Genomic DNA, 24684 nt, shown 5'->3' with positions numbered 1-24684 from the left:
ATACACAACCGATATCGCTTAGAGCACCTCTCTCGATTAAAAAACTAAAAATCACTTGATCATCAGAATGGATTAAAACGCTTTATTATAAATATATGCGCTCACTTATGATTTATATAGATAACGATAACATCACTTCATTTGTATCAATTTAAAAAAATTAGCGAATAAATCTAACTCCCATCTATAGAAAACTCTATACAGAAAAAACTTAATATATTGAAGTTCGTAGTTTTTTATGGATGCTTCTTTATACTCTACAAAAACTTTTCTTAATTTTAGTACTAGAAATCACATATAAAAAACGTCTTCTAATATCAGTACTCCTTATAAAATTAGAACTTCTTGAAATTAATGAAGAAGCTTATAAAAATTATTCTACAAGTCTAACAAAATGCGTTAAATAAAAACCAATCTGTAAATAATCGCAATTGCAATAAAGAACATTTCGCAACTTCCTCCCGTTGTGATATCCACCCCATTATATCTAAAAAAATCCAAGAGACTATTAGCAGAAGAATTTTTAAGCACCTTCTCCCTATTGAGAAAATGCTAAAACAACAGCTTCAGTAACACTCTGTTCTTTTAAATCTGAAAATCGCCTCGCTAAAACATCAACTTTTTTAGATATCTCATCCAAACTTTTCCATTGATTAGTTACCTCTCGAGAAAGTTCCTCAATGAATTTTTCTTGGTAAGCTAGCTTCATTTCTAGTTCTATTAGGCGAGCTTCATCCGACATGATTCTTACTCCATCTTAAATAAAAAAACGTGATTAATTTTATTGATTCTCCCCCTTTTTCTTCCATAAAAATGAGAAGTAACTTTTCAACTAATTCTACTCATCTTATTTGCACATTATAAAGGGTTTATAATGATCTTTATTTTCCTAATCACTTATTCAACAAATTTCTTTCTTAAGAATCAAAAAATATTTTTATCTTTACTAAGTTATCTTGACACCATTTTCCATCCTAAAGATCTACATTCCCAGCGTCTTAATTTGGGTTCTATCGTAAATTGGAAAGCATTTATAGTATTACGATCAAAGAATACTGTCCTCTGACTTTTACATACTTCTCCTGCAAATTATTATCATATTTTATAAATTATTGAAAAAATGCATTCTTGCTTTTATACGTACTTTTAGCTATTACCCTCAAATTAGTTTTGTCTCATTCAAACCTATGCCGCATTAGCTCAGTTGGTAGAGCACATCATTCGTAATGATGGGGTCGCTGGTTCGAATCCGGCATGCGGCACCATATTTTCTTTTTATCATATTAGAACATATAGATTTTTTATTTAAGTAACCATTTTCAGACCACCTTTTGGACTACCTTCTACAGTTTATATAATTTTATCTAATTTGTTCTTATTTTTCTTTGGAGTGAAGGCTAAGATCTCTTTCTTTCTCCACCTCACTGCTCTCCCTAGCTTATATGGCTCCAGAAACAACCTCTGAAGCACCCAATTGCGAATCGTTGTTGTGGATACATTAAAAAGCTGTGCACACTCACGTGTTGTTACATATCTATATCCATCATCAAATATCATCTCATTACCTTTCTCTTTTTTGTTATGTAAATAGGCGGGGATGCTAGAAAGAGAAAGCCTCCTATATCTTCAAGCGGCTTTTGTTAAAATCTTTTGTATCTCTTGTGCTATTGCCTCTAAAAAGATTTCAATAGCTTGATTAATTTGTTTAAGACGCTTCTGGAAACGTAACCAATATAACACCAGACAAAGATAATATCATTGTCCCCGAACGCCCCACAAACGCCTCATATGAAAAAGACGAAAGTGTTATTCATATGGAAAAAAATATCTGACAATGACGTCAGCGATCATAGCAGTTTTCTTATAGCTTTAGTGAAAGTCTTTTTTCTTGGGAAACAAGTTGAGAAGCAAAAGCAAACAAAGGAAGCTTTCAAGATAGCGACAACACGGCTTGAGGTAGAAAATGAAATTAATAAGAAAAATGATGCTGATGAGCGCACTAAGCTTTCTAACTGGTTGCGCGACGAATGAACGAACTTCTTGTATTGGATGGCTGCCAAGTTATTTGAATCGACAAGATATTAATATGATTAATCCAAATTCGGCGAGAGATATTTTAAAACATAACGAACAAGGTGAACGTCTATGTGGTTGGAGACATAAACGGAAAATAAAGTGATAAAAATACAATTCCTCTGAAACATTAATCAATGAAAAGATTTGAAAGAGGTGGATATATTCAGATTAAAAGTAAAAGAATTTAAAGGATAAAAATACTCTAGTGGTCGATTGGATTTAATTAGAGTGACGGAGATGTCTGAGTTGAAGCTAAAGGATTCAACAGGTTATATTTATATAAAATAATTGAGTATATTGATGTATTCTAAGGGCATCTTTGTTATCCTATCAAAGAAGATGAGAAAAGATTTTATGGATTGCACTGCTATCGTCGTTCAAAAAACTGATGATACACAATGTTCTGGCTTCAACAAAAATAATATCTCGTGTTTGGCATGCTTAAGAAAAGCAATCCACAGGATTGTATAATGAATAATGGACGGCTTTTATGTGATTTGTGAATGACGTTATTTCAGCTTTCTAATTGTAATAATGATATTGAAGATAAGGTAAATAGTTTCGCACTGTATCTGCTTTTTCATGCTAAAGTGGCGCGAAAACATTGTGAGTGATATTGGCTGTTAATTTTTCTATAGGTAAATTCCCTATGTGGAAAATAACATGCAACTCTAGTGGAGAAAACCAACGACCATTTTTACCTTCATTTTTCAACTCTGCTTTTTTACTTTCAAAAGCCGCCAGCGCAATTTCTTGAAAAATATTGCTTTGCTGTTTTAAGACAAGCTGTTCCTGAAATAAAATGGGATCATTACCTTCTTTTTAAATATCACTGTAATATCTTGCAAACTCATATGCTGCTTTTAGAGAAAGTTTGTAACAGAACCGTGCCTTTCACGGTGTTTATTGTGATGTGTATAACGGAAAAATTAAGAGCGCGTATTATCTTTTCGAACATTCAACCACAATCTTACTTCATCACAATATTTACCTTGAGAAGATACTTTTACAAAAGATGCTCATAATCTATAAATCACCCTTACCTAATTCACCTTCTCGCTCATCCTTCTATGCATTGCCTGCCCACCTTTTAAACCATTTTAAATTTTTGATATAGAATTTTTTCTTGAATCATAAAATGATCTGTACCAATCTTACCTTTATGCATCTTTATACACTTTGATTCTTGTTTCCAAAGCCTAGTCTGCCAGCATATCACGCTGTTTTTTATATTTAATATATATTTTTAGATTTATTCGTAACTTGTTAAAAAAGTTTCTATATTTTGATAGCAAATCTTCTATCAGTTTACTTTTTTCAAAAGATTCTGAAAGGATTCTCAAAAAGTCTGCAAAGTTAAAGACTCTTTAGTGCGTATTGTTTCTTTTTTAGAAATCAAAATTGGTGATGCTCCATTCCTTACCAGAAATTGTATTATTTGAAGAGCAATCTATATTAAGATGGTGTAATCTCTTTTATGAAGTTAACTAAAGTTTTTCGAATTTCTAGCATATTGTTTAAAGACAAAAGAAACCTCCCTTTTATTTATGCAAACAGCTTAGACATCGGCTGATAATCCTCCCGCTTATAAAAATCCTTTCTGGAATAACCTTCAGAACCACAATCAAAGTAGTGAAAGATAAAACAATGTTTTTAGATGATCATAACGCACAATAAAATCAGACCAGTTTAAATGTTCAATGCTAACACCTGCTAAACAGAGGCAAATAAGTTTTAGCACGCCTTCAAATTGGAAAGACTTAAACCCCACGCGCTACGACGGATTTCAACTCTCATCGTACGATTTACCTTCCCTCTAAAACTTAATCGCTGTAAATATAAAAACCTTGAAGCCCGTTCTAAATCCGTGAGAGTTGCTGGGTCTTGCTGTATAAACGTTGAAACTCCTCACAGCTACTCATCTGAAATGCTAACATTTTTCATAAAAGGACGATAGTGGCGTTGTAACATCCCCAAAAAGTTTACGACATCACCTGAGAGATTATTGCTGATTTCAGGGGATAGAATCAATTTCTTCTCAAAGAAAACCCCATCCATACCAACAAAAAAATTTAGTCTACATGCTATGAGGAATGTCCTCAATAATTTTGATAATTTTTTAGTCAAATTTCTTTTGTTGCCAATATCAGCAGCAACTGGTGTGGAATTAACAGAACTATAATTTTTTATCTTAAAATGTATCCATCATTTTTTACATTCTTTCATCTATCTTAGCCTTCTTTTCACAGCTTCAAATGATAAAAAGTAACTGAAATGTTAAGTTGTCTTACATCGAACAAATTTCTCGCAAACTATCCCTATTTGCTAGATGACAACACATCCTCTATTTAAAGAAAGAAAAACTTTTCTTTTTTATTCAGCGATAAAGTAAATATTATCCAATTACTTATGAGAGTAATTGGATCAAATGGAAACTGTAATTTTTTCCACTCTGAGTAATCCTCTACCCGTTTATATAGATTTAGGAAAGCGCGCTGTTATGAATATTCATAAAAATGCTTCAAAAATTGATATCAGCAAAACTCTTGTTTAAAAAGGAAAAGATGTTCTCTTACTTGCTACTGAAGAACCTGTTCAAATTTGTCTTGATATTGCTTTAGAGCTTCAAAAAACATAAAGTTATCCCAACGCTTACAAGTGTGCCAACAATTCAACTTTGAGATAATATATCTGTGCTAGAGTTATGCCAATCTCACCAATCTGTTGTTATCTGTGAAGAGCATAGTATTAATGGAGAAGCCTAGAGATGCAATTGTTAAATCGCTTATAAAACAAAACATTCTATGCCAATTTGTATCATTAGGAATACCAAATGACCCCATCTGTAATAAAAACAAACTGGATTTTTTAACAAATTATGAAATCAGTAGAGAAAGCATAAACAGTGTTAACAATGATATACTATACAAAAAAGATTCAACTGCTTCCTAATATGTTCGCCAGTTAAAAACATCATAACTCATTGAGGATACAAGAAAGTAAGAAAGAAAAGCACATTAATTTACGAAGTCTTTCTCTCAGTAAACGAGCTTTTTTAAAGATAGTATGGATATTTTTTCCATTGCTTAAAAATGTACTCCATAAAAACAATATCATATCCATATAATATATTATCCAATAAACTTAATATAAAATAATATATAGATTATAGAAATATTATTTATTAGATCCATTTTTTATTATAATTATAGATTACAATAAATACATATTGACATTTTTAATAATTTTATTTATATACCATAATTAATATCATTCTATATTAGAATAATATTAATTGAAGTTTATAAATTTACGTTTTGTGCTAATATGAAAAATAAGTAATTAACATATTATATTTTTATATATAGGAGGGAAAAATGCTCACAGCATTATTTATAGCTATTTTTTCTATATCAACAGTTGTTTTACCTTTAATATCAGCGCTTGTTCCTTTTTATCCGTAGAATGGGCTTTTAATAAAGTAAGTAAAAGATGTGTGAAATGTTATTAGTGTTTTTTGTGTGTTTATTATTATTAAGATTTTTACGTTAATATTATTGTAATTACTGAGTATTTTCTGTGATTTTATAGAGGAGCTTTTTGATCTTTTCTATTTAACTTTAACGGTCAATATATTTGTAAAATATATAATTATGCTCCTCTATAAAAAGACTTTCTTTTTCTGAAAGCAGTATAACATATTGCTTTCATTTCTTAAAAACATCCATATTTACTAAACTCTTGCGTGTAATATCTTTGATTGTCTGAGTACCGGTCAGCGTCATAGCTACCCGCATTTCATTGGAAAAAAGATCAAGGAGATGCATAACACCTTTCTTACCTGCTGCTGCAAGCGCATAAACAAAAGCACGGCCAATCATAACAGCATCCGCACCTTGTGCTATCATGCGTACAACATCAAGACCAGAACGAACACCTGAATCCGCTAAAATAGTCAAATGATCCTTTACAGCATTCGCAATTGCAGGCAACACTCGTGTTGTTGACAATACACCATCAAGCTGACGTCCGCCGTGATTAGAAACAACAATACCATCCGCACCAAATTTTACTGCTTCTCGTGCATCTTCTGGATCAAGAATACCTTTCAAAATCATTTTTCCTTTCCAAAAATCGCGAATCCATTGTAGATCATGCCAACCAATTGATGGATCAAAATTTGCACCAAGCCAACCAACGTAATCATCCAATGCAATTTTCTTTTTGAAATAAGTGGAGACATTTCCAAGGTCATGGGGGCGCCCCATAATACCAACGTTCCAAGCCCAATATGGATGAGTAAACGCTTGTAAAAAACGACGTAATCCAGCATAAGGGCCAGACATCCCCGAATGCGCATCACGATAACGTGCACCAGGAACTGGCATATCAACTGTAAAAACCAACGTGCGTACACCAGCTAACCAAGCCCGTTCTAGTGCATCACGCATGAAACCGCGATCTTTGAGAACATAAAGTTGAAACCAAAATGCACCTCCAACCGCTTCTTGCACTTCCGAAATGGGACAAACTGAAACAGAGGATAGAGTAAAAGGAATCCCTTTTGCCGCTGCGGCACGCGCTGCTTTGACCTCTCCACGACGTGCATACATGCCCGTTAGCCCAACAGGTGCAAGTACAATCGGTAAATCAAGTGTCTGATCAAAAAGCTTGATTGAAAGATCAACTTCACCAACTTGCCTTAGAATCCTTTGACGCAGTGCAAGAACTTGAAGATCTGTACAGTTACGTCGCATCGTTTCTTCAGCATAAGCCCCACCATCAATATAGTGAAAAAGAAAGGGAGGAAGACGACGCTTTGCTGCCTTACGATAATCAAGTGTTGAAGAAATAATCATTGATGGCACCATTTTTCCTAAATGAAAAGAGAAGACATCCTAAAACGCATAAAAGCGAATCCGTGTACCTGCCTATTCGATATTCTCCTAAAACGCTCTATTGAATAGATAGAACTAACAGAGATTGCAACTTTCTAAAAAAACTAATTGATAAAAACAATGTCTTTATTTCTCCTATCCAAATTTAAAATCTCACAGTATGGGGTATCATTAATAATGTACTCACTCATATATTGTTCATGTGCAATTGAAATGTTATACTTTCTTTAAACGAATACCTCTTCGAAAGCGATTGCTCCGCAGCTTAATTAGTTATAATTTAAAGTTGTTTTTCCCTCAAAAGATCCTTACATTATTGGTTATAAAAATATAGATCCTATAGTCATTAACTATAAACCATAATCTCCCCTAAAAGTTGAAAAATCCTTTATTAATACTGGAAATAAAGTTGTCGCATACATCCAGAAATCTTCTTATATCAATACTCAAAATTGAGACCTGTTACTTACTCATGAAAGTTTATAAAAATATAGAGTGCCTAATTCACATAAAGCATAAAAAATTTTTAATGTTCATACTAATAGAAGCTCTCCATATTGAATTGAATAATTTTCTAGCAATATTATATCTTGAGGCTATAAATGCGTTACTAAAATTAGAACAATGTTTATTAAAAAATTGTTACTAAACTGTAATGCAAAACTTATTTATTGGCTCTTAAAGATAATTTTTATACGAAATAAAACATACTGGTCATTTAAGCTCTAGAAAAATGGAGTCAATAGTAGCATTCAAGCTCGCATGTTTACTTTAAAAGCAAATACGCTACTGTTATATTGAATTTTAGTAACTTATTGATTTATTATAATAATAAGTACGAATAACATATTAAATATAGTAAAATTCGTTCATTTTAGATTTTTTCATGATGAAATAATCAAAACTATTCTTTTGCACATCATAAACGAAGTTCGTATAAATATAACCTCTTGAAAAAAAGAAGTAAAAATGCCTCTCATATCCTCTCAAATGCAAGGGATGCGATAACTTTGGAAACTAAAAATAGAATGAATAGCGCCGGTTTTGCGAAGAATAAATTTTTCTTTTATCCAAAATACACTTTCTGCATACATGTTATCAAAATTCGTAGTTTCCAACTCATTTAAAATGCTTAGACAACTTTAAACCCTGTGCTTGATAATGTGATCCAACATCATGTCCATAAAGGGTTGATGGTCGATTAAGCATATGCTCATAGACCAAACGGCCAATCATTTGACCATGCTCTAAGATAAAAGGAACTTCATGGCTCCGCACTTCTAAAACCGCTCTTGCTCCTTTTCCACCCGCTTCCATATGCCCAAATCCTGGATCAAAAAAGCCTGCATAATGCACCCTAAACTCACCAACTAAAGGATCAAAAGGAGTCATTTCTGCTGCATAAAGCGGAGGCACATGAACAGACTCTCGTGAAACTAAAATGTAAAACTCATCAGGATCAAGAACCAACTCCCTTTGACCACGATCAAAAAGAGGTTCCCAAAAATCTAAAACGTGGGCAACAGCACGTTTATCAATATCAATAACACTTGTATGATGTTTACCACGATAACCTATAAGCCCGTTTTCGTCTCCCTTTAAATTAATGGAAAGACCAATACCACCAACGCTAATATTAGGAAGATCCTCCGATATCAGTGTTTCTTGCTTTTGCAAAGTATGCAACTCAATTTCATTTAAATAACTTTGCCCTTTTCTAAACCGAAGCTGTGATAAATACGAGCCTTTATGCACCAAAATTGGAAATGTGCGTGGACTAATTTCCAAATAAAGTGGACCATGATAACCAGCACAAATTTTATCAAACTCCTGAGCATTATCCGTAATGACACGCGTAAAAATATCTAATCGGCCTGTAGAACTTTTGGGATTGGCAACACCAGATAAAAATTCTGGTAAAGCTAAACTTTCCAAAAGAGGAACAATATAAACACACCCCGTTTCCAAAACGGCTCCGTCTCGTAAATCAAACTCATGCAACTTTAACCGTTCAAGCTTATCCAAAACTTTTGTATTAGGGCCCGGCATAAAAGAAGCACGTATACGATAAGCTTTCTCCCCTAAACGAAGATCAAGGCTTGCTGGTTGTATTTGAAATCTATCAAATGGATACTGAGCCTTGAGAAAGTTATTCTCAATCAAAGCTTGTATATCACTATCTGCTAAAATACCGCTTATACGCGCCATATATATTGCCTTCCCTTTTTACATTGTTTCTTTTTTGACCTAGATGATAAATTGGTGCAAGCTATTTTAAGGTGATAAAAACTATTTTTTCTGTTTTTTCCAACCGATTTGTTAACATAAAATAAAATACTTCGAATGATGAAGAACTCTTTTCTTCTCTCTAAAAGTAAAATAGGAGTTATTGTAAAAATAATACCTTCCATACTCTCTTATTCTTGAATGTCGCGCAAATGATGTTATCATAATTTTCTATAGAAGCCTTAAGATTCCTGTTAGAATTTATTATGATTATACGCCATCTTAGCGAAAATATTATTAATCAAATCGCCGCTGGTGAAGTTATTGAACGACCAGCAAATGTTGTTAAAGAACTTGTTGAAAACGCTATTGATGCTGGTGCAACACGCATCGAAATTATTACAGCAAATGGTGGAAAAAATTTTATAAAGGTGAGTGATAATGGTTATGGAATTCCTGCAGATCAGTTAACTTTAGCAGTTTCTCGCCATTGTACCTCAAAGATTACCAATGACGTACACAATATCTGCTTCCTTGGGTTTAGAGGAGAAGCCCTCCCCTCTATTGGTTCTGTTGCTAAACTTAAACTCATTTCACGAACAAAAGATGCTGAGAGCGCTGCTGAAATTTCCGTTACTGCAGGAAAAATTGTAGGACCCAAACCAGCTGCTGCAAACCTTGGAACAATTGTTGAAGTTCGTGATCTTTTCTTTGTCACGCCGGCACGATTAAAATTTATGAAAACTGATCGGGCTGAAACAAATGCTATTAGCGATATGATTAAGCGAATTGCTATCGCATTTCCACATATCCGCTTTTCTCTTTCAGGACTAGACAGAACATCTATGGAACTGTCCGCTACAGAAAATAATATTCAAGGTCAATTACAACGTATTACGCAAATTATGGGAAAAGAATTCGCCCCTAATAGCATTGCACTGAATGCTGAACGCGAAGCAGTGCGCTTAACGGGTTTTGCCTGTTTGCCATCTTTCAACCGAAATAACAGCCTTCATCAATTTGCTTATGTTAATGGGCGTCCCCTGCGTGATAAATTTCTATGGGGCGCTATCCGAGGCGCTTATGCTGACGTCATGACACGAGATCGTTATCCTGTCGCTATTCTTTTTATTGATCTCCCACCTGCTGAGGTAGATGTTAATGTACATCCAGCCAAAGCTGATGTACGATTCCGTGATCCAGGATTAATTCGTGGTTTGATCGTTGGAGCTATTCGTGAAGCATTACAGCAATCCGGTATTCGTCCTACTTCAACCCGTTCTGAAGCAACGCTAGCTGCATTTCAAATACAAAAACCATTGGCACAACAACCGTTAGGCAATTTTAAGAATACGCACCAGTCCTCTTCTTATAGCCCACAGCCTCATCATTTTGCCACCGCTTCAATGGTTCACAAACCATTGGATATTACTAGTTCTTCTGGTTTAAAAGAAGATGCTACTCCTATTATGGAGGGCTTAAATATACCAAGTGGGGATGCATACATTCCAAACACTACATCTTCATCAGAAGAGTTATCTTATCCATTAGGAGCGGCCAGAGCACAAATCCATAAAAACTATATTATTGCCCAAACACAAGATAGTTTGATCATTGTCGATCAGCATGCAGCTCACGAACGATTGGTTTATGAAGCACTCAAAAATGCACTTTATTCCAAACCGCTTCCTTCACAGTTATTACTTATTCCTGAAATTGTAGAACTCTCTGAAGAGGATGCAACATGCCTTTTAACCCATAAAGATGCTTTGCAAAAATTTGGATTAGGAATAGAACCATTTGGACCAGGAGCAATTGTTGTGCGTGAAACACCTTCCATGTTAGGAGAGATCAACGTCCAAGCCCTTATTAAAGATCTCGCAGATGAAGCCGCTGAGTATGATACAACAAACAATTTAAAAGCAATGCTTGATTATGTTGCAGCTACGATGGCTTGTCACGGTTCAATACGGTCAGGGCGCCTTTTACGCCCCGAAGAAATGAACACACTGTTGCGACAAATGGAGGCAATACCCAATACAAGTACATGTAATCATGGACGCCCTACTTATATTGAACTTAAATTGGCAGATATAGAACGGCTTTTTGGCAGAAAATAAACTCTTAACCAGTTTTGACAAGAAAAATATTTTTAAATTAACTCTCGACTTTATAATATATCTTATGGCACTTTTCTTAAATCTCTTGTATCAGTAAAAAGGAGTTATAATGTTTTCCGATAGTGAACGCGAAGCAAAAATTCATTATTCTAATAATGGATATGACATTATAGAATATGGTTCCTATACCATTTGTGCTGTCAGCGGACAAAAAATCCCTATAGATGATTTGAAATATTGGAATCATCACCGTCAAGAAGCATATGCTAGTTGTGAAATCTCCTATCAGCGCGAACTTGAGTGCAACCCATATCTCAAGCAATTGTTAAAAACAAAAGAAAAATAAACCCTCGAAAGCTATAAATTTAGCCTTTACCTTTTAGATAAGAAAACTCAAGGGAACGTTTTCTAAAGCGGGTCATGACCTCCTCAAGGACTATACGACAGAAATCTTTCTGAACAAAATCAACATTCACATCAAAGACAATAAGATTTTTCAAATCTTTTTGCGTGTGAATTGTCTGTATACGGATATAATCTTTAGCTGTTGTTGCTAGCCATAAATTGTGCATTTTAGCCTTTTGTATAAGGCTTTTTAAATTTTCATCTGTGAAAAAATAGTGGTCTGGATACATGTAAGTTTGCACCACATAACCAGACAATTCTTTAATAGATTTAAAAAATTTATCTGGATTGCCAATACCGGCAAATGCCAAAAATGATTTTCCTGAAACCTCATCAGAGGCACTGGCTTTAAGATGAGCACGATATAAAGGCTTTCCAGTACGAGAAATAAGAAAAGCAACATTATCAGGCGCATCGGAGTGACCAATCAATAAAACACTATCCATAAAAGAAAACTGCGTTTTTAATGGTACACGCAAAGGTCCTGCTGGAAAGACAGCTCCATTACCGAAACCGCGCATCGCATCAACAACGAGTAACGTATAATCCATATAAAGACGGCGACTTTGAAATCCATCATCCATTAAAATAAGATTACATCCCTCTTGCTTAAGCCTTTGTGCCGCTGCATAACGATTAGGTGATACAGCTACAAAAGCATGCCGTGCAAGTAAAAGTGCTTCATCTCCAACATTGTGTGGAGTATCATATTTCTCATTTACAAGATGTACCCCTTTAACTGATCCACCATAACCACGTGATACAACACCAGGTACGAAACCAAGTTCTTTAGCCACTTTGGTAAAAGCAATAACAACCGGCGTTTTACCCGCACCGCCACATGTAAAATTTCCAATACACAAAACTGGCAGGTCAATCACGGGGGGCTGTCTTGCCATAAAACAACTTGAAAAATAACCATACCCCCATGAAACTGGAGCTAATACAAAACGCAAAAAGCTTTTATTTTTCCACCAAAAATGGGGGGCGCTAATATGCATATCTACCCTGACGCTGACGTAAACCTGTTTGTATTACAAGGGGTTGTAAAAATGGATCTAAAATCTTTAATGTGCGCTCAAGTGCACCTGCCATATCTGTCGCCACTTCATGAGCCTTATCAACCATTTCTTGTCGCAATGTTTCATTTGTTAAAAGCTTATACACCTGAATAGCAAGCTGTTTTGTATCTTGAACCATATATGCTGCATCATGCGTTAAAAATTTTTCGAACATCTCTTGAAAATTTGAAACATGGGGTCCTGTCAAAATAGCGGAACCAAGCAAAGCCAATTCCAATGGATTGTGTCCACCATTTCCACATAACGACTTACCAACGAAAGAAACTTTCGATAAGCGAAGGAAAAGCCCCATTTCTCCAATTGTATCTCCCCATAAAATATCGGTATTCATGTTTGGAACAGCATCTCTACTCCTACGAATAAAACGTAATCCCTTATTGTCGCATTTTCTGATAAGATCTTCTGAACGTTCAGGATGACGAGGCACAATAATTGTTAATAAATCTGGTAAATAATTTTTAACAATCTTATGGACCTCAAAAGCAATCTCCTCTTCCCCTTCATGCGTTGAAACAGCTGCCCAAACTGGGCGATTGCCGATAGCATTACGATAACGTGCAAGCAATGCTTGATTTTCAACCAGAAAAACATCAGCCTTGAGATTACCAGAAAACGTAACAGATTTTACGCCAAGTGTATGGTAATAAGCTACATCTCTTTCGTTTTGACCAATCGCCAAATCAATATCCTTAAAAATATGTTTGGCAAGAAAGCGTCGTTTTTGCCAAGCTTTAAAAGAATGTTCAGACATATGGGCATTAACCAAAATCTGCGGAATACGCATTTTTGCAAGTTCTTTAATACGAAGAGGCCAAATTTCTGATTCACAAATCAAAGCGAGATCAGGCTTCCAATGACTAATAAAACGGCGCACTGCAAAATCTAAATCCAAAGGAGCATATTGATGAATCAACCTATTACCAAAATGTTTTTTCACAAGAGTAGAAGATGTTACAGTCCCAGTTGTCATTAACACATTGATTTTCAATGATAAAATATAATTTACAAGTGGGACAAGTGCAAGTGTTTCTCCAACACTTGCTGCATGCAACCAAACTAACGAACCTTGGGGGCGTACATGAGAACTTTTACCTAAACGCTCTTTTTTGCGACACCACTCTTCTTTTCCACGAATAGCACGAAAGAACAAATAAAAAGGAATAACAGGACATAAGCAAAAACCAATCATCCGATAGCTTAAAAGAGCCGTATGTGCCTTTAATTCTACCATTTAAATCACCTCATCCAGCTACTTTAAGATATCTATATGCTTATTTTGTTAAAAAATTCATCAACACTATTGGTTACATCCATATTTTTTTAATATCATCCATATCTTGAACAAAAAACGCTTCACCCATGAGAAAATTCAACACATAAAGGACAAAAAACGTAATTTTATCGCCATATTTTTTTTAATTTTCCTATAAAGATAGCATATACACATTATTTAAATCTCTTTTAATGAAATTTTGTCACTTATATCGATTTTATCACTTCATTCTGCACCCTATAAAAAATCTTACTTAAAAAATAACAAAGCCACATTTCAGTCGATTATAATTTTGAAAATATAAATGATAAATATCATACAACCTATAACATAGATTGTATCAATTTTTTTCAGCTCACTGAATAAATACTTCTTATGATTTTAGTAAAACTTTGAATTTTGCACGTTGGTATTTTAGAGAAAAAACTTATTTTTACATATATTATGTATTATCAATTTTTCAAAAAATAATCCATATAAATATTATAACCTATATAAATACAACAAATAAAATATGTTTAAAAGAAAGCCCAATCTCTATGATTTCATTTCAATAAAATGAATATGTAAAACTAATCTTAAAAAAACTTTTGAACGGTATAAAGTTCTCATTTTAAATTGTGATATAATCTCTTAAAGATAACCCAAAAAAATCCAATCTTGTTTAATAAAAAATTTCTTAAAAATCTTAAAGCAATTTAAATAAGAGTTTTCAAAATTTTAAATCCTCTCTTTCCAGGAGATCGCATGGTATATTATTCCTTTTAATATTGTATATAATCAACACAAAATGATTAATTTATAGATTGTAGTGTTAAACGAGTACTCAAGAAACCCTTATGAGGTAAGTTAACTTCATCAATCTATTCAGTTTATCTAAATTTCTAATTTTGATAAGTTTCTAGCGACTTTCATGGTTTCTAAGCTTATAATTATAATTTGTTGGAAAAATTCCAATGGATAAGTAGGGAGTGCTAATAATCTCAACGGAGTAGTAATTAATATCATTAATAATGCTACTCTTTTTATTAATCTTAACGTATTAATGTCTCATACCCCATTCAAAAGCAGAGTGACTATTCACAATATAATCATAAACTTCGAGTGATAGCTGTCATGATAATATTGCTGTTGTAAATAGGTTAATAGAACTGTCTTGCATTTCTATTAAGTGTAAAGATGGTGATGCAACAATGGATTTTATACCCTGAACGGACACCATTATGAAATGTGCTTGGGTGCCTTGAGAGATGTTTCCTTAAGAAAACATATGAATTTTAAACAACAAGCATATTCTTTTTTACGTCGTTCTATTTTACCCAAAAAACGTACCTATGAAAAGGACGGCTAAACAAAAGCGTGAAGCAATCTACAGGCTATAATGACCAGATATTCAAGCTTTATTCTGCATCGCCTAACTCAGCATCAAGAAACTGATGCAAATCTACAATGTAATAACGTTGTAATGCATTATCTACACTGCTTTGTGCTTTTGCCTGCCACGCTTCTTGAGCGGATTGATAATCTGAGAAAATACCAACCACATCTAAATCATCAGGATTCTTAAATTGGTTACTGTTAAGGTTTTTTAATTCCCCACCAAATACAAGATGTAAATATTGTTTTTTTTCGTTGATTTCAGTCATATGTGCCTCCATATCATTTAGATTATTTTAGCGCGCTTTTACGTGATTAAACTAACTTTGTTTGACGAACAACATCTATCATATCTTGACAGCAATTATTTTTACCAGCAATTAAAAGTCCATATTGGTAAGGCTCAATTCCATAAGATAGTAAAGGGGCATCGAGCGATAAAAAACACCCTCCACACTCCTGCAAAATAAGATCAGCAGCGGCAATATCCCATTCATGACAATTCGGACGAACTAATACGATATCAATTTCATCTTGAGCAACAAGAACAATACGATAAGCAAGAGAAGGAAGATAATGGTAAAGACTGACTCGATTGAGAAAATCATCTGGTAATTTTTGTGCGAGCGATTTATCAAGTGAAATTTTATATTTTCGATGTCCTCCCGAGGCTAAACGAGGAAGTTTTATCCCATTTAATGTTGCCCCTCGACCCATTACAGCTGCATAAATATCTCCTTGAGCCGGACATTGTAGAACGCCCACAATAGGACGCCCATTCTCAATAATGGCAACCGAAATACACCAATAAGGACTGCCAGAAAGAAAACCTCGTGTTCCATCAATAGGATCAACCACAAAGAAGCGTTTATAATCTTGTTGCTCTCGATCATCTTTTGTCTCTTCTGAAATCCATCCATAATTTGGACGCGCTCCAAGAAGCTTCTCTTTCAAAAAATGATCAACAGCAAAATCTGCCTCACTGACCGGTGAATTACCCTCTTTAATCCAAACATCCAACGTGCATCCAAAATATCGCATTGCTAAATCTCCTGCCTCTCGACAAACATCCCGCAAAAGATTTAAATCAGAAGAATGATGCGTGTTATTTTCCTGCAAGTGTCATCCCTTCAATTAACAATGTTGGAGCCGCTGTACCATAACGCCGATCAATATCATTGGCAGGTGTTAAATGTGCTAACATATGAAGCAAATCAGAACCTAGCGTTACTTCACTCACCGGATAAGCAATTTCACCATTTTCAATCCAAAAACCGGAAGCCCCACGACTATACTGACCAGTAATAAAATCAATGCCATGACCGAATAATTCGGTCACATAAAATCCATTTCGCAAATCTTTTATCATATCGCAAGGCGATACTAAACCCGGTTCAATAGCAAAATTTGTACTTGTCGGCTGCACTAATGATGCCGAACGCACACCGTGTCCATTTGTTTTAAGTCCCAATTCACGTGCTGTAGATGATGAAAGAAGCCAACTTTTTAAAATACCATTTTCAATAATATTGAGTGTTTGCCCCTCTACCCCTTCTCCATCAAAAGGATGAGAAGCATTTCCACGTAATCGCAAAGGTTGATCGGTTACATTAACATTAGGCTTCATCACTTCCTTGCCTAGGAAATTCTGTAAAAGACTTGTTTTACGAGCCACAGAGGCTCCATTGACCATAGATGCGATATGCCCTGCAATCCCGCGAGCCGTACGCGGATTAAAAATAACATCAACGCCCCCAGTCGCCGCACGAACTGCACCCAAACGTCGGACAGCACCAAACCCTGCATTCTTTCCAACAGTTTCTGCTGCCTCTAAATCAGAAAAATGTAAGGCTGTTGTATAATCATAATCCCGCTCCATCTGTGTTCCTTCACCTGCAAGAGCACTACAAGAACGTGAAAAGCAACTGGAGCGATAGGCTCCACAAAAACCATCGCTGGTCACAAGAATAAACCCACTCCGGCCATAAGCTGTTGCAGCGCCACCAGAATTACTTACACCTTTAACATCAAGAGCTGCTGCCTCTGTTTTTAAAGCATCTTCTGTTAAAAAATGACTGCTTGGCACAAAATCATCAAAAAGATCAAGATCTTTAGGAGACTTAACCAAACACTCTTTATCTGCCAAACCTTCAAATAAACTATCGGGAGAAGCTTTAGCCATCGCAACAGCACGTTCCGCAAGTTCTTGCGGATAAGACGCTAAATTAGCAGAAACACTTGCTACTTTTTTTCCAACAAAAACCCTTAGAGTAAAATCATTGCTCTCTGCTGCTTCTGTTGATTCGACTTTCCCAAAACGAACTGATACACTGGTAGAATGAGCATGAACAATAACGGCATCGGCAGCATCTGCCCCAGAACGCCTTGCTGCTTCAACCAGTGAAACAGCTTTCTCAATCTGGTTTTTGTCAGTCATTATAGACTCCCTAAAATATTTTATTATTTACATTGATAAGCACTCTGACAAATTTATATAAATCAGAATATAACTCTTGTATGTTTATTCATAAAATTACGCACATTTCATGCATTTTTTCTTTTAATGCATCGAATAATTTCCTTTTTAGCTTCTTTATGAAAAGACGCAATATGTCGTAAAATTTCTTTAGTTTCAAGATTTCTCATTGCCCCTTATCATTTTAGATAACCCAATCTGTACTGATAATCAAATTAACCGAAAACTTGGCAATCAACAAAAGACCTAGCAATAACACTTGAATTTAAGTCCAAAACCTCAAAAATTCGAAAAGCATAAAACGACTTAAGTCACAAGCCTTATGTCCTCTGGATAGTCAAATAACTTCCTTCATTCCTATAGCATTCTTTAATTTCCAAGCAAAAATCAAGAAAATGCCTTATATTTGTGTATACTTCTTTTCTTCTATAAACTCTCTCATATTAAGATGGCAATCTTGTAAACAAAAAAACATAAACGGAATAAAAATTTTTCCTTTCATTATGGTTTCAATAAAATGAGCAGTCATAAACTTCTTTACCCTCATGGACGTGGTATCACAAAGAACTCATTTTTTATATTTATTAGAAATAAGTTATAATCATAATATTCTCTCTCGTTTCTAATACGTCTAATCGAGAGCATCTCATTTTTTTCATGCGTCATCCTTAATCGGTTATTTTGTTATTAAACAGGCATAATTTGACTGACTTCTTTTTCCTGAAACAAAAATTCTAAGATACTGGATAGATTTTGATTTAAGAACTATACTCTTTCCTCTTTCCCCTCCATTAAAAAATAAAGAAGCGTAATATTGTCATAAAACGATAATCAATAAAACTTTTATATGAAGCTCAACGTTGTATTTATCTTTCAATTCAATCTGCAATAAGCGTATTCTTCCAATTAATTTTGACAAGTTTATCGCTCATAATTGTTTTAACAGATACAAAAATATTTGCAGAAACTAGGATATCTGTACACATTTTAAAAAATCGCTTTTTTAAACATTTAAACTAAATATATACAATGATACGAAATTAATTTTACGGAAATTAAGAGTGAGCTTATTTATTCTTTAGAGCCTTTTAAAGCTGTAGTCTCTAGAAAGTCATCATCTTTTAATCAAAAAACACTTTGATTTATAATCATAATTGATCATTTTGTAATTTGCATAAAAGAGTCAAATATCATTAAATTTTCTCCATTTTAAACTTATTTATATTGAGGAAATCACAACTATTCGCTCTCAAATCATGAATAGAGGTAATATTGATAAAACCTATTTAAGAAGGAGTCAAAATGCCTTTTATAAATGCTCTCAAATCAAAAACTATCGCAATACTAGAAACTAGGAAATATCATGACAATATCGACCTACAGATTTACAAGAGCAGAAATAAGCTTCTACAACTTTCTTTATTTTCAGTAAAAATGCGCACCTTATAAGCTTTTATATATTGAATAAAATTCAATGACTTTTATAAGATCTTTGGTGCAAAATTAATTTTCTCAGATGATTTGACTCGATTTCAACCACTAACTAAAAACCAGATCATAGCTCATCGATTTGCTATATACTCATAACTGATTTCATTCTAACAAGGCTACGATTTCTGCGCCTTTGTAAAGATATTAACTTTTTTATAAATGCACACCCTTACGAGATGATTTTGTTTTCAATAAGAGCACGTCTGCTCATTTCAATCATTGCATCACGAAGGTGTAACTTAATTTTTGACCCAATAATCATTCCAAAGAAAGGAGAAAGTAAACCAGACATGGTTACAGTATGGCGAATTTTGTTATTTGAAGAATCAGATTTTTTTGAACAAATATATTCATGATCAAAACTCATATGAGTAAGAGGAAGTTTAGCATAATCAGAAAAGAAAACATTTTTTATAACTTTATCAAGTGTAAAAGTTACTGTAGGTCCCTTTTTAGGTTTCATGCGTCCTATAGCGCCTTCTTTGAAAGGACCAGAAAGTTCTACCCATTCAAGTTCACTATCCCAGCAAGGCCATGATGCCACATCTTCCCATATAGCCCAAATCTGCTCAGCACTCGCTTCTGTGTTAATTTCTTCGCTATATATCCATTTAAACACGATAATCTTCCCTGTTTTAGAAATCATTTAGTTTTATTGCTAAAGAATAATATAAAAATTATTCTTAAAAATGTAATAACGATAACACACTGCATACTGTCAGATTTACTTAATATATAATTATTAACTCAACAAGCGATATTAATAAAATAAACACACAAAAGTTCAGTATAATGAACACTCTTGTCTACCTTAAATAAAAAATATCTTTTTTAAGTTTATACAATAACAAAAATAAAAGTTACGCACTATTTAGGATATAAATGCAGACTACATAGTTGAAAGCTTTCAGCTTCTAATGAGATGTTGCGGATTAATGCGTAGCCGAAAGAAATTAGAAAAAAGTATCATAACTGTTGTCGTGAAATATATATTCCTATTGGAGAAAAAACATTCATCGGTAGTAAAGCTAATAATACACTAAAGCTTTGGCAATGTGTTACACTTTTAATGTAGCTGAAATTAACAAATCAGCATATAACTTACAAAAATTAGCAGCAATACATACTGCTAATTTAGGTCCAATAGCATTACACCTCAAAGCAATTTTTGGCTAGACAAAAGAACAGATGGCCTCTCTATATTAAAGGGCGTATATTGTAAAAGACTCGCTCTTGGGGCTATAAAAAACTTCAAAAAATGAGAGATTGAGACAAAAAACATAATGAAATCAAAATTCATCAATTCCTTTAAAATTAGAATCTTTTGTTTACTTTCTGCTTAACCTTTTAAAAACCATATAAAATGAAGAAAACTGTAAAGAAGCATTTTTCATCCTAGATCAAAACAATAACTTTCTCAAAATGTAAACGATCGTAATTTATAGAGACGTATTGCTGTCTCACCATAAAAACGCTCATCGTCTAGATAAAAGACGTCAGGTAAATGAATCATTGTATCTTTCTTTTCTTCAAGTATGAAGAGTGTATCAGTTTTTGCCCACCCCCCTCGCAAAGCTTCTACGAAAGCACGTTCACCTAAACAACGGCTATAAGGAGGATCAGCGCAGATAACATCAAATGGGAGCATTGTGCCAATATTGCCAAGTTTGGTCGCATCACGACGCAAAATCCGTCCTATCGACTGTAATTCAAAGGCTTCTATATTTTTTTGAAGCAACCCACGCCCCTCAACCGAGTTCTCAACAAAAACAGCCGCCTTTGCTCCACGTGAAAGTGCTTCGATGCCTAAAGCACCAGTACCAGCAAAAAGATCAAGAATGCGTTTATTGGTCCAAAATTGTTCTTCACGGCTAGAAAGAATATTAAAAAGGCTTTCACGTGTACGATCACTCGTTGGGCGAATCGACTGATTAACAGGCGAAAACAAAACACGCCCAGCAAATTTACCGCCTATGATCCGCACGTGAACCTCCAAATCGCTTTGAAGTTTTTGCACCATCCCTATGTGGTTTAGATTTTTTCATAGCACCACCAAACGATTTTACCTTTTTCTTTCTCTCAAAAGAATGCTCATCATGGCCACTTTTTATCATTTTCTCTTTATCCTTAAAAAAGCGATCTTTCTTACCAAAGGGATGCGTCTCGTCATAAGATGTTTTGCCACGTTTTTGAACAAAACCTCCCCTCTTCTCTTTGTGTGACGGAGTTTCTTTTAGTTTTTCCTTGCCTCGATGAAAGGATCTTCTACCATCCAAATCGCTCTTATGATCATGCGATTTCTCCTCACTATAGGGAGGCTTTCTACGTGTACTCTGCGGACGTGCACCAGGAGCCATCCAAACATTAGCACGGCGAGAACGCGGTAGAAAACGCTCTACTTTTCCTTCCTCACTTTTCTCCTTTTTTACATTCTCATGAGACTTTGTACTTAATCGTGCACGACTATATTCAACAGAACCATCTCTTGGTCGGCGCCGTATCGCCCTTTCGCTTGAGAAAACCCAACCATCATTTGCAACAGAAAGATCTTTCTGGCTTTGCTTTTCTGCAACAACTGCAGAATTTGAAAATGGCTTAAGAATAGGAGCATCAAAATCTGCATTGGCTTGCATAATCAAACGCTCCCCCAACTGATCTCGTAACATCCGCCCTTTTAACTCTTGCACGGCTCCTTCTTCTAAATCAGAGAGATGAAATGGACCATAAGATACACGTATTAATCGATTAACTGATAATCCCAATGCCCCTAAAACATTCTTTATTTCACGATTTTTTCCTTCACGCAAAGCGACAGAAAGCCATATATTAGATCCTTGTTCACGTTCAATTGATGCTTCAATCGAACCATAAAAAATGCCATTAATCGCAATACCATTTTTAAGGTTATCCAGCGCGCTCTTCTTTACTCTTCCATGAGCACGGACGCGATATTTGCGAACCCATCCTGTTACAGGAAGCTCTAATACACGCGCTAAGCCACCATCATTGGTTAAAAGCAAAAGCCCTTCCGTGTTAATGTCAAGCCTTCCAACAGAAAGAACACGCGGCATTCCTTTTGGTAAATTACTAAATACCGTAGGTCTGCCTTCAGGATCACGGTTCGTGGTGACAAGTCCTGCTGGCTTATGGTAAAGCCATAAACGCGTTCGTTCTATAGGAGGTAAAGGTTTGCCATCAACTTTAATAACATCAGAGCGGCTAACATTAAAAGCAGGCGTTGTCACGACCGTCCCATTTACAGAAATGCGACCTGCAACAATCATCATTTCTGCATCTCGACGCGAAGCAACACCAGCACGCGCTAACCTTTTAGCAATTCGTTCACTCTCATTATTTTCATTCATTTGCGTTTCAAACCAATCTTTGCCAGTATGTTCAGAAAATTATTCACATGCACCATACCGCTTATCCTGAAAAAGGAAGTAGCATAATCATTTATCATTTTCTATCCTTTAACGACAATAATGTATCTGTTGACTTGCACGTTTGTTTTAAACACTTTAAAAAATAGAGGTATTCCTTTCATTATAAAAGCGTAATAAATTATTCATTCCATCGCATTTCTTATCGAGATAACCTTTAGATTTTCTATACCTTCAGTAGAAAGAATATTATGACTTTGACGCCCATGGAAATAGCCCTTTTAGAAGCGCAATGGGCTGCAAAAAAAAATGAAGTTCCCGTAGGCGCTGTCATTACACGTGAAAAAGCTATCATTGCACGCGCTGGTAACTTTATAAAATCTGCATATGACCCTACAGGACACGCAGAAATGCGTGCAATCCGTATGGCTTGCGAAATATTGCAAAGCGAAAGGCTTCCTGATTGCGATCTTTATGTAACACTTGAGCCTTGTGCTATGTGTGCTGCTGCCATTTCATTTGCACGTATACGACGTCTCTATTACGCAACAAATGATCCCAAAGGGGGAGCTATAGAAAATGGCCCACGTTTTTATCAGCAACCAACCTGTCATCACAAACCTGAGATTTATTCTGGTTTTAAAGAAAAAGAAGCTGCTCAATTACTTAAAGATTTTTTTGTACAAAAGCGTGAGGAAAAATAATTCTTCTTCCATAACTTTCACTCTTTAAAAACTATCCTATTTCTCGAAAAAAAACTATTAATTCCTCTGATATATATAGCAAAAGCCATTTCGAAGCATTTTTTCTCTCTTTTAATGCTGCATATTGCTTCTATTAGATGATACATTCATTCATAAGAATAATTCATTATTTTGTATATAAAATACAAAGTCCAAAATATCGTAGATATACTCTCATTTCAAATTATATTGAATCAATAAAAATCTCTTCCTTGCATATCATAAACGGGATTATCGTCTAGATAAGGAACGTTTTAGAAAAGACTAAAAATGTCCCTTATGAAGGCTCTCAAATGCAAGAATTGTCGCAACTAATGGAGTCTAGAAAATAAAATGATAGTATCAGCTTTCTCCTTCCTAAGCATAAAGATAGTGAAGCACTATAGATTTTACGTTATACTATTCACATGAGCGATGTTGTAAAATGAGCTTGAGAAATGTTTCTTTTTAGGAAACGCGTAAGGATTCTCTCGATGCTGTTATTATGTTGCTATTTCATGAGAATAATACCCCTCAGCAGCATTATAACTCTGCGTGAATAAGAGCCTGGTATCATAAGTAATTGGAAAAATACTTTACTTTAAATATTTTGTCTTTTCCCTATCGACCAATAGGTGCGGTTTTTGCTGGTTGGCGATAAATTAAAGGTGGTTCAGTAAGATAGCGACGGTATTTTGAACTTCCAACTTGTGCTCTCTGACGACGTAAATATTCCTGTCGTTGCTTCGCATTCAACTGTGAAGGGTTTTCTGAACCAGCGCCATTAACTGACGATCCTTTGTGAGGAAAAGAAGTAATTCCTTGATGCTTCTTCGATGCTGCTATTTCATGGACAGATCTATCTTGTTGTGGAATCGGTAAAAATCTGCGCGAACTAGGGCTTGGTATTACAAGTTTTGGATGAGGTTTCATAACAATCTGGCTACTGTTATTTGTTGGTGTTAATGAAGTAATATTAGCAACATCTTCAAAAAACTGTATCGAAACTGGTTTATCGGTACCATAGGTAGGAGCGGATAAACTGCATCCCGTTAAAACAAAGCACATCCCTAAAATTCCTATTGGAAATATTTTTATTTCACGTTTTCTCACTGCCTATTCCATTTCCTAAGTATATGGCTGATTAATATTCCC

At 34.8% G+C, this 24684-nt stretch carries 17 protein-coding genes, 1 tRNA gene and 1 pseudogene; 5 read left to right on the top strand and 14 right to left on the bottom strand.

Annotated elements, in window-relative coordinates; genetic code table 11:
* Positions 1 to 538: 538 nt before the first annotated feature.
* Entirely contained in the window at positions 539 to 742 is a 204-nt protein-coding gene (locus ACFIKO_RS02635) for a SlyX family protein (RefSeq protein WP_375619581.1), read from the bottom strand.
* A gap of 447 nt (positions 743 to 1189) precedes the next feature.
* On the opposite strand from ACFIKO_RS02635, the gene ACFIKO_RS02630 reads away from it, so the two are divergent.
* Positions 1190 to 1265: transfer RNA gene (locus ACFIKO_RS02630), tRNA-Thr, on the top strand.
* A gap of 85 nt (positions 1266 to 1350) precedes the next feature.
* Here the strand turns inward: ACFIKO_RS02630 and ACFIKO_RS02625 are convergent.
* Complete coding sequence (locus ACFIKO_RS02625; RefSeq protein ID WP_375673198.1) at positions 1351 to 1557, bottom strand: helix-turn-helix transcriptional regulator; 207 nt, start codon at positions 1555 to 1557, stop codon at positions 1351 to 1353.
* A gap of 201 nt (positions 1558 to 1758) precedes the next feature.
* Between ACFIKO_RS02625 and ACFIKO_RS02620 the strand changes: the two genes are divergently transcribed.
* Positions 1759 to 2031 carry a hypothetical protein gene (locus tag ACFIKO_RS02620; protein ID WP_375673197.1) on the top strand — a complete coding sequence of 91 codons (273 nt, stop codon included), beginning with the start codon at positions 1759 to 1761 and terminating at the stop codon, positions 2029 to 2031.
* A gap of 633 nt (positions 2032 to 2664) precedes the next feature.
* Here ACFIKO_RS02620 and ACFIKO_RS02615 read toward each other — a convergent pair.
* The 3 genes and pseudogenes from ACFIKO_RS02615 to ACFIKO_RS02605 all read right to left on the bottom strand — a co-directional run.
* Positions 2665 to 3113 (bottom strand): annotated as a pseudogene (locus ACFIKO_RS02615) (integrase); the annotation flags it as partial.
* 2670 nt (positions 3114 to 5783) lie between these two features.
* On the bottom strand, positions 5784 to 6935 hold the full coding sequence (gene lldD, locus ACFIKO_RS02610) for an FMN-dependent L-lactate dehydrogenase LldD (RefSeq protein ID WP_375619578.1): 1152 nt from the start codon (positions 6933 to 6935) through the stop codon (positions 5784 to 5786).
* A gap of 1158 nt (positions 6936 to 8093) precedes the next feature.
* Positions 8094 to 9182: a 2'-deoxycytidine 5'-triphosphate deaminase gene (locus ACFIKO_RS02605; RefSeq protein ID WP_375619577.1), complete on the bottom strand. Its 1089-nt coding sequence runs from the start codon at positions 9180 to 9182 to the stop codon at positions 8094 to 8096.
* A 284-nt stretch (positions 9183 to 9466) separates the two neighbouring features.
* Here ACFIKO_RS02605 and mutL point away from each other — a divergent pair, with 284 nt between their 5' ends.
* Positions 9467 to 11320, top strand: coding sequence for a DNA mismatch repair endonuclease MutL (gene mutL, locus ACFIKO_RS02600; RefSeq protein WP_375619576.1), 1854 nt, complete (start codon positions 9467 to 9469; stop codon positions 11318 to 11320).
* Positions 11321 to 11429: 109 nt separating this feature from the next.
* Positions 11430 to 11666 (top strand): DUF2093 domain-containing protein, encoded by a 237-nt coding sequence (locus ACFIKO_RS02595; protein WP_012754677.1) that lies wholly within the window; start codon positions 11430 to 11432, stop codon positions 11664 to 11666.
* Between the two features lie 19 nt (positions 11667 to 11685).
* Here ACFIKO_RS02595 and lpxK read toward each other — a convergent pair whose 3' ends face one another.
* The 8 genes from lpxK to ACFIKO_RS02555 all read right to left on the bottom strand — a co-directional run bounded on the left by lpxK (position 11686) and on the right by ACFIKO_RS02555 (position 22789).
* Positions 11686 to 12726, bottom strand: coding sequence for a tetraacyldisaccharide 4'-kinase (lpxK, locus tag ACFIKO_RS02590; RefSeq protein ID WP_375673196.1), 1041 nt, complete (start codon positions 12724 to 12726; stop codon positions 11686 to 11688).
* Positions 12716 to 14038 carry a lipid IV(A) 3-deoxy-D-manno-octulosonic acid transferase gene (gene waaA, locus ACFIKO_RS02585; RefSeq protein ID WP_375673195.1) on the bottom strand — a complete coding sequence of 441 codons (1323 nt, stop codon included), beginning with the start codon at positions 14036 to 14038 and terminating at the stop codon, positions 12716 to 12718. Before waaA ends, lpxK begins: the two co-directional genes overlap by 11 nt.
* Before the next feature lie 1442 nt (positions 14039 to 15480).
* Complete coding sequence (locus ACFIKO_RS02580) at positions 15481 to 15726, bottom strand: DUF4170 domain-containing protein (protein WP_375619573.1); 246 nt, start codon at positions 15724 to 15726, stop codon at positions 15481 to 15483.
* A 46-nt stretch (positions 15727 to 15772) separates the two neighbouring features.
* Entirely contained in the window at positions 15773 to 16576 is an 804-nt protein-coding gene (locus ACFIKO_RS02575) for a 3'(2'),5'-bisphosphate nucleotidase CysQ (RefSeq protein WP_375619572.1), read from the bottom strand.
* Positions 16563 to 17894: a TldD/PmbA family protein gene (locus tag ACFIKO_RS02570; protein ID WP_375619571.1), complete on the bottom strand. Its 1332-nt coding sequence runs from the start codon at positions 17892 to 17894 to the stop codon at positions 16563 to 16565. The genes ACFIKO_RS02575 and ACFIKO_RS02570 overlap by 14 nt, the downstream gene beginning before the upstream one ends.
* Positions 17895 to 19593: 1699 nt before the next feature.
* The gene (locus ACFIKO_RS02565; protein WP_375619570.1) at positions 19594 to 20043 is read right to left on the bottom strand and encodes a hypothetical protein; all 450 of its coding nucleotides are present in this window, start codon (positions 20041 to 20043) and stop codon (positions 19594 to 19596) included.
* Between the two features lie 798 nt (positions 20044 to 20841).
* Positions 20842 to 21408, bottom strand: coding sequence for a 16S rRNA (guanine(966)-N(2))-methyltransferase RsmD (gene rsmD, locus ACFIKO_RS02560; protein ID WP_375619569.1), 567 nt, complete (start codon positions 21406 to 21408; stop codon positions 20842 to 20844).
* Complete coding sequence (locus ACFIKO_RS02555; RefSeq protein ID WP_375619568.1) at positions 21389 to 22789, bottom strand: pseudouridine synthase; 1401 nt, start codon at positions 22787 to 22789, stop codon at positions 21389 to 21391. Before ACFIKO_RS02555 ends, rsmD begins: the two co-directional genes overlap by 20 nt.
* A 269-nt stretch (positions 22790 to 23058) precedes the next feature.
* Here ACFIKO_RS02555 and ACFIKO_RS02550 point away from each other — a divergent pair, with 269 nt between their 5' ends.
* Positions 23059 to 23511, top strand: a complete 453-nt coding sequence (locus ACFIKO_RS02550) for a nucleoside deaminase (RefSeq protein WP_375619567.1) — start codon at positions 23059 to 23061, stop codon at positions 23509 to 23511.
* A 639-nt stretch (positions 23512 to 24150) separates the two neighbouring features.
* On the opposite strand, the gene ACFIKO_RS02545 is transcribed toward ACFIKO_RS02550, so the two are convergent.
* Complete coding sequence (locus tag ACFIKO_RS02545) at positions 24151 to 24642, bottom strand: hypothetical protein (protein WP_375619566.1); 492 nt, start codon at positions 24640 to 24642, stop codon at positions 24151 to 24153.
* Positions 24643 to 24684 lie beyond the last annotated feature (42 nt).

The sequence above is a fragment of the Bartonella sp. TS82HLJMH genome (genome assembly GCF_042193495.1).
Lineage (GTDB): Bacteria > Pseudomonadota > Alphaproteobacteria > Rhizobiales > Rhizobiaceae > Bartonella > Bartonella grahamii.
Note: the sequence above shows the minus strand (reverse complement) of the source record. Positions and strands in the feature narration are given on the sequence as shown.

What these genes read in the sequence shown, in the direction of transcription:
- ACFIKO_RS02635 (WP_375619581.1), bottom strand. Translation starts at nt 742, where the DNA reads ATGTCGGATGAAGCTCGCCTAATAGAACTAGAAATGAAGCTAGCTTAC.
- ACFIKO_RS02625 (WP_375673198.1), bottom strand. Translation starts at nt 1,557, where the DNA reads ATGATATTTGATGATGGATATAGATATGTAACAACACGTGAGTGTGCA.
- lldD (WP_375619578.1), bottom strand. Translation starts at nt 6,935, where the DNA reads ATGATTATTTCTTCAACACTTGATTATCGTAAGGCAGCAAAGCGTCGT.
- ACFIKO_RS02605 (WP_375619577.1), bottom strand. Translation starts at nt 9,182, where the DNA reads ATGGCGCGTATAAGCGGTATTTTAGCAGATAGTGATATACAAGCTTTG.
- mutL (WP_375619576.1), top strand. Translation starts at nt 9,467, where the DNA reads ATGATTATACGCCATCTTAGCGAAAATATTATTAATCAAATCGCCGCT.
- ACFIKO_RS02595 (WP_012754677.1), top strand. Translation starts at nt 11,430, where the DNA reads ATGTTTTCCGATAGTGAACGCGAAGCAAAAATTCATTATTCTAATAAT.
- lpxK (WP_375673196.1), bottom strand. Translation starts at nt 12,726, where the DNA reads ATGCATATTAGCGCCCCCCATTTTTGGTGGAAAAATAAAAGCTTTTTG.
- waaA (WP_375673195.1), bottom strand. Translation starts at nt 14,038, where the DNA reads ATGGTAGAATTAAAGGCACATACGGCTCTTTTAAGCTATCGGATGATT.
- ACFIKO_RS02580 (WP_375619573.1), bottom strand. Translation starts at nt 15,726, where the DNA reads ATGACTGAAATCAACGAAAAAAAACAATATTTACATCTTGTATTTGGT.
- ACFIKO_RS02570 (WP_375619571.1), bottom strand. Translation starts at nt 17,894, where the DNA reads ATGACTGACAAAAACCAGATTGAGAAAGCTGTTTCACTGGTTGAAGCA.
- ACFIKO_RS02555 (WP_375619568.1), bottom strand. Translation starts at nt 22,789, where the DNA reads ATGAATGAAAATAATGAGAGTGAACGAATTGCTAAAAGGTTAGCGCGT.
- ACFIKO_RS02550 (WP_375619567.1), top strand. Translation starts at nt 23,059, where the DNA reads ATGACTTTGACGCCCATGGAAATAGCCCTTTTAGAAGCGCAATGGGCT.